We start from the raw sequence: 5463 nt of genomic DNA, 5'->3' as shown, positions 1-5463 counted from the left end.
ATTAAAGCTTTAAGCGCTGAGGTTCCTGTTCTAGTGGTTCTGACTCAATCAATTGGCAACCCAGCTAAAGAACTGAAAGCCTATATCGAAAATCTTAATTTAAACATTTATGGTGTTATCAATGTCATGGCTCAAGAATTTCCTGTTTCTGACGAAATTTCAATCCCTTCTTTTGGCTTAAAAGAATTGATTGAACGCAGTTTTGAAATTATTCCAGAGGAGCAAAAAAAAGCTTTTAACAATGCCCAACAAGTAGATATTGAACGCAAAGCAAAATCTGCCCGTAGTTGGGCGACTACCTATATCGCAACTTCATTCGGAATCGGATTTGTTCCCATTCCATTTTCCGATGCTTCTATCCTAGTGCCTATGCAAGTAACATTACTGGCTCATATTACTGCTATTTTTGGCATCTCGATGGATAAAGCGACTATTACCAGTTTAGTAGCTGCGATCGGAGGAACTGGAGGAGCTACCTATGCTGGTAAGTATATTGCTTCTAACCTTGCTAAGTTGATTCCAGGAGTCGGAACTATAGTGGGCGGATTGATTAGCGGAACAACTGCCTCTATTCTGACTACAGCATTAGCTATGAGCTATATAGAAGTCATGACGATTATCGCAAAAGGCGAAAAAGAAGGAAAATACCCTGATTTAAATAATATTGAGCAACTTATGAGAGAAAAATTTGAACAGCGTTTAAAAAGAGGAAAGCAGGCAGCTGATATAAAAGACAGTGAGACAGATTTTCCACCAATTGAAAACCAGCAACAAAAAACTAAAAAGAGATGGTCCTTATGGAAGAAAAAGAAGTAAGTAATAAAACTTTTAGCAGACGCGTTTTTATTGGAATAGAACTAGAAAGTATAAAAGAAGAGTTAGTCTCATTACAAAACGAATTAAAACCTTATGTTACAAAAGGGAATTTTGTTTTTTATGACAATTTTCATCTAACGCTTCAATTTATTGGAGAAATAAATGAACAAGATTTATACCCGTTAAAAGAAATTATCACAACAACTGCCCAAAGTGTAAAGCCCTTTGAGATTGAAATAGATCATCTAGGACAATTTACCAAGAAAAAGAAACAAGTGATTTGGCTGGGGATTAAAAATAATCCATTATTATTTGAATTGTATACAGTCTTACAAAAAGCTTTTCAGGAAAAAGATTATTTCGAATTAAAAAAACCAGCATTTTTGCCTCATATCACTATTGGTCGGCAAATGATTTTGAAAGTACCTTTAGAAGAATTGGAAGGGAACTTAGATAATAAGCCAACTACTAAACTACAAGTAACAAAAATTATTTTATATGAGAGTAAGCAACTAAATGGGCGTCTTCGGTATGTGCCGATCTTTCAGCAAGTGCTATAAGTCTTTTTAATAAAGAATTACTCTAGCTGGGTACTTGTTCTTTTTAGCTCTCCTTTTATAAAAAAGAGAGCAGGGAGTAAGAGAAAAGAGGAAGGGGAGCTTAAAGTTCTGGTATTTCAAAAGAAATTCTGGCTAGTTTTTTATATAGTACTTGATATACAGGGAAATAAATGTAGAAAAAAATCAAAAAGTACTTAACTCAACTGAGCTAAGCACTTTTTGATTTTTTGACTATTTTTGCAATGTGTAAACCTTATTTGGTTAGCAAATAAACTAAGGTTTTGCTTCATTAAAGCTCTTTAAAGGAATGTTCGTCCCAAAAAAGCTTTAATAAATCTGATTTTTCAAAATAATCATTTATTTTCTAAATCATGAATATCAGCATTAAATACAATAAACAAATCCTACAGCTAAAATTTATTTTAAAAATTGAATATATTCAATTCAGATTTTTACAGATACGATTAAATGGATAAAAAATATTAGCTAGTCGATTTAAGAACATTTTTTATTTTCTATTGTATAAATAGTTTTAGCGAGCAAATCAAAAAAAATCTAAAAAATAAATTACTCTAAACATAATTTTCATACGTTAGTATAAAACATTCTACTAAAGATAATAATTTTCTATAAAGAAGTATTTTTATTTACTAAAAAACGCCAAAATTATATCTGAATGGTTAAATGATTTGAAAAATAAAAAACGAATCAAAAAGAGAGGATAACGTGCAAAAGTTATGGAACCTATATAAGGTACTCATTTTAATTTTTATTAGTTTACATAATATATATTATACACAGTAGTATCTAAAATAGAATCTTATGTTTTTCCAAAAATTGACTGTTTTTATAGATGGTTTTAAGCTCATTTCAGATTAGTACTATGGATATTCTCCTATTACTTGTTCTCTAAAACGTTTAAACTTAAATTTCTTTTACCAATAATTGCTATTAACAAAAAACCAGATTGAATTTAGTTATTCAATCTGGTTTTCTCTACTTTTATTTTATTTCTTTATTATTTAGTTAATGCAGCTGTTAATTGCGGCACTACTTGTTTTTTACGTGAAACTACTCCTTTTAAAGTAGCTTTGTTATTTTCTAATTTAATTTTAAATGCTTCTTCTACAGCTTCCATTGGTGTTCCTACCGCTAATACAACTGAATCACTGTCTAAGATATTCGTAACGACTAAAATAAATAAATCATAATTCTTTTCTGAATTTTCTTGATTCATTGCTGATTCTAATTCAGCTTGTTTAGAAAATACATCATTTACATCTACAACGTTTACTTGTGCGATTCGAACACTTTTATCTCCCATTGGGAAACTTTTAGCATCCATAGTCAATAATTCTTCTACTGATTTTTGGCTTAGATCCGTGCCGGCTTTTAACATGTCTAAACCATACGTTTCACTATCCACACCTGCAATGTCAGCTAATTCTTTTGCTGCTTTAACATCTTCTTGTGTGCATGTTGGAGATTTGAACAACAAACTGTCTGAAATGATAGCAGATAACATCAAACCAGCTAATTCTTTAGGAATCTCAACTGCATTTTCTTTAAATAATTTTAAAATAATCGTATTTGTACAGCCAACAGGTTCTGCACGATAATAAAGCGGATTAGCTGTTTCAAAAGTAGCTATCCGATGATGATCAACAACAGCAGTTATTTCTACATCTTTTATATCTGAAACACTTTGTTGGAACTCATTATGATCGACTAGCATCACTTGTTCTACTTCACTTGCTGCTGTTTCGATGACACGCGGCGCTTCAAAGTTAAAATAGTCCAATGCATAACGAGTTTCTTCTCCCACTTCTCCTAAAGCCACTGCTTCAGCTTCTACCCCCAACTGATTTTGCAGATAAGCAAACGAAATAGCCGATGCAATTGCGTCTGTATCGGGGTTTTGATGTCCAAAGATCAATACTTTCTTCATATTATAACGCTCCTTTATTTTCATAACTTCACCTTCTATTATTCACTAAATTAGAATTTTAGTCTAGTAGAATAGTCGGATTTTTCTAAATACAATTTAAAATCAATTAGAAATTTTTTAATTCTTGGAATCAATTCCTTATCTTTACGATAGATAAAAGACAATTGGAAAAAGATAGGCGGATCAAAAGAAAGTGCCGCATAATCCAACTTTTGCTGATGATTGGAAACAAAGGAATAAGGCAATGCTGTAAAGCTTTTGGTCGACTTACTAAACTTATATAATTGCTGTGGAGTGGTAAAAAAACCAGAAATAGATGGCCAATCCCTCATTTGGTTTTTAAATTCCTCACGTAATAAATCATTCATATAATATGTATCTGGATAGACTGTCCATTGGTGATTCGTTGTTTGTGCTAGTGTAATGGATTCTTGATCATTCAATTCTTTTTTATGATGGATAAATAACAATTCTTCTTCAAATATTTTCTCAGCAGTATAGGATTTCCAATTTTTTATTTTCTGATCTGGCAAATACATAATAGCTAAATCAATACTATTTTTTTCCAATTTATTCCAAATTTCATCGCGGCTCAACATCAATAAAGTTAGTTTTATACCAGGATTTGTTTTAAAATAGTCGCTGAAAAAGTCAATAAATACTTTATCTTCAATGGATGATAATAAGCCTATTTTGATTTCTCCTTTATTGGTATTTGTATTCTTTTGTATCTTATCCGCTGCATTAGTCAAAATGGCATAAATAGAATGTGTCGTTTGCAGCATCGTATGTCCTGCTTCTGTCAAATACAGCTTTTTACCCATTGAATAAAACAAAGGAGCTCCTATCACTTTTTCTAACTTTTTAATTTGTTGAGTTAGTGCCGGCTGTGTAATCCCTAAAATTTGAGCAGCTTTTGTGTAATTCATTGTTTCTGCCAATTGAAGAAAATAGTCTAATGTCTTTGAAGAAAACATTTCCGGCTTTTTCTGTTCCATCGTATCCCCTCCTTCGTACTATATTATAACGTAAATCTTATAAATTAGCTCAATGAAACAAAATAAAGAAGAGTAAAAGGCCTTTAGGTTTCTATTTGATAAAGATGTATCCTTACATAACTAAACGCTACTACAGACCTAATAAATTAGACACTAGAGCTCCTTTTGAGAATACATCTAATTGGACATATAAAAAAGGGCGAGACTGTTGTCTCACCCTCTACCCTCTTCTCAACTGCTTACTCTGCTTACATCATTTCATGCAATTTGTATTGGTCTACGTGCAATAATCTTTTCGCATTTTCAATCCGTTCTGTAGTGGGAGGTTCAATGTCCTTTAACTTGTAAGGAATATTTAAAGCAGCATATTTATAGACACCTAATTTATGATAAGGCAAAATTTCTACTTTCACTACATTTTTTAAAGATTGTATAAACGTATCTAGACGAATAAGGTATTCGTCAAAGTCTGACTTTTCAGGGACCAGCACATGTCGAATCCATACCGGCTTCTCGATTTCAGATAGATACTGTGCCATATTTAAAATATTCTTATTCGACATCATCGTTAACTCTTTGTGTTTTTCATCGTCAATATGTTTGATATCAAATAATAATAAATCCGTATACTCCATCAGTTCTTGAAATCGGTCGAAAAAAGGTTGATCGTAAGTGAATGGCTGGCCACATGTATCTAAGGTTGTGTGTACTCCTTGAGATTTAGCTTTTTTAAACAATTCAATTAAAAAGTCTATATGCAGCAAAGGCTCGCCACCGCTGATCGTGATTCCCCCTCTTTCTCCCCAATATTCACGATAGCTTAACGCTTCATCCAGCAATTCATCTGCTGTATAAGGTGTTCCCCCGCCCATATTCCATGTATCAGGATTATGACAGAACTGGCACCTCATACGACATCCCTGCATAAAAGCAATGAAACGAATGCCTGGGCCATCAACCGATCCAAAACTTTCAGTTGAATGAACATAACCAACAGCTGAATTCCCCATCTAAAAAGCCCCATTTCTTTAAATTCTTTCTTTATGACAAGCCAGTGGATAAGAGTTTACTAATGATCATAGTAATTTCTGTTTTTACATATTGTCGTGCATCGTCCGATTGATAACATCCAATTGTTGCT

The 5463-nt window shown here is 32.5% G+C and carries 5 protein-coding genes; 2 read left to right on the top strand and 3 right to left on the bottom strand.

The features are described 5' to 3' along the window. Both RT405_RS10760 and thpR read left to right on the top strand, forming a co-directional pair. A partial coding sequence (locus tag RT405_RS10760) for a GTP-binding protein (protein ID WP_313469629.1) occupies window positions 1–816 on the top strand: 816 nt, incomplete at its 5' end. Next, a complete protein-coding gene (gene thpR, locus RT405_RS10755; RefSeq protein ID WP_313469627.1) occupies window positions 798–1376 on the top strand; it encodes an RNA 2',3'-cyclic phosphodiesterase in 579 nt (192 codons plus the stop codon). The genes RT405_RS10760 and thpR, both read left to right, overlap by 19 nt. A 1018-nt stretch (window positions 1377–2394) precedes the next feature. Here thpR and RT405_RS10750 read toward each other — a convergent pair. From RT405_RS10750 to pflA, 3 genes are all read right to left on the bottom strand, one after another. Then, a complete protein-coding gene (locus RT405_RS10750; protein ID WP_313469626.1) occupies window positions 2395–3324 on the bottom strand; it encodes a manganese-dependent inorganic pyrophosphatase in 930 nt (309 codons plus the stop codon). A gap of 50 nt (window positions 3325–3374) precedes the next feature. Further along, a complete protein-coding gene (locus RT405_RS10745; RefSeq protein WP_313469625.1) occupies window positions 3375–4322 on the bottom strand; it encodes a LysR family transcriptional regulator in 948 nt (315 codons plus the stop codon). Window positions 4323–4570: 248 nt separating this feature from the next. Further along, entirely contained in the window at window positions 4571–5332 is a 762-nt protein-coding gene (gene pflA / locus RT405_RS10740; RefSeq protein ID WP_313469624.1) for a pyruvate formate-lyase-activating protein, read from the bottom strand. Window positions 5333–5463: the final 131 nt, after the last annotated feature.

This window comes from Carnobacterium sp. (genome assembly GCF_032094055.1).
In the GTDB taxonomy this organism is placed as follows: domain Bacteria; phylum Bacillota; class Bacilli; order Lactobacillales; family Carnobacteriaceae; genus Carnobacterium_A.
This window is presented reverse-complemented; position numbering and strand designations above follow the sequence as displayed.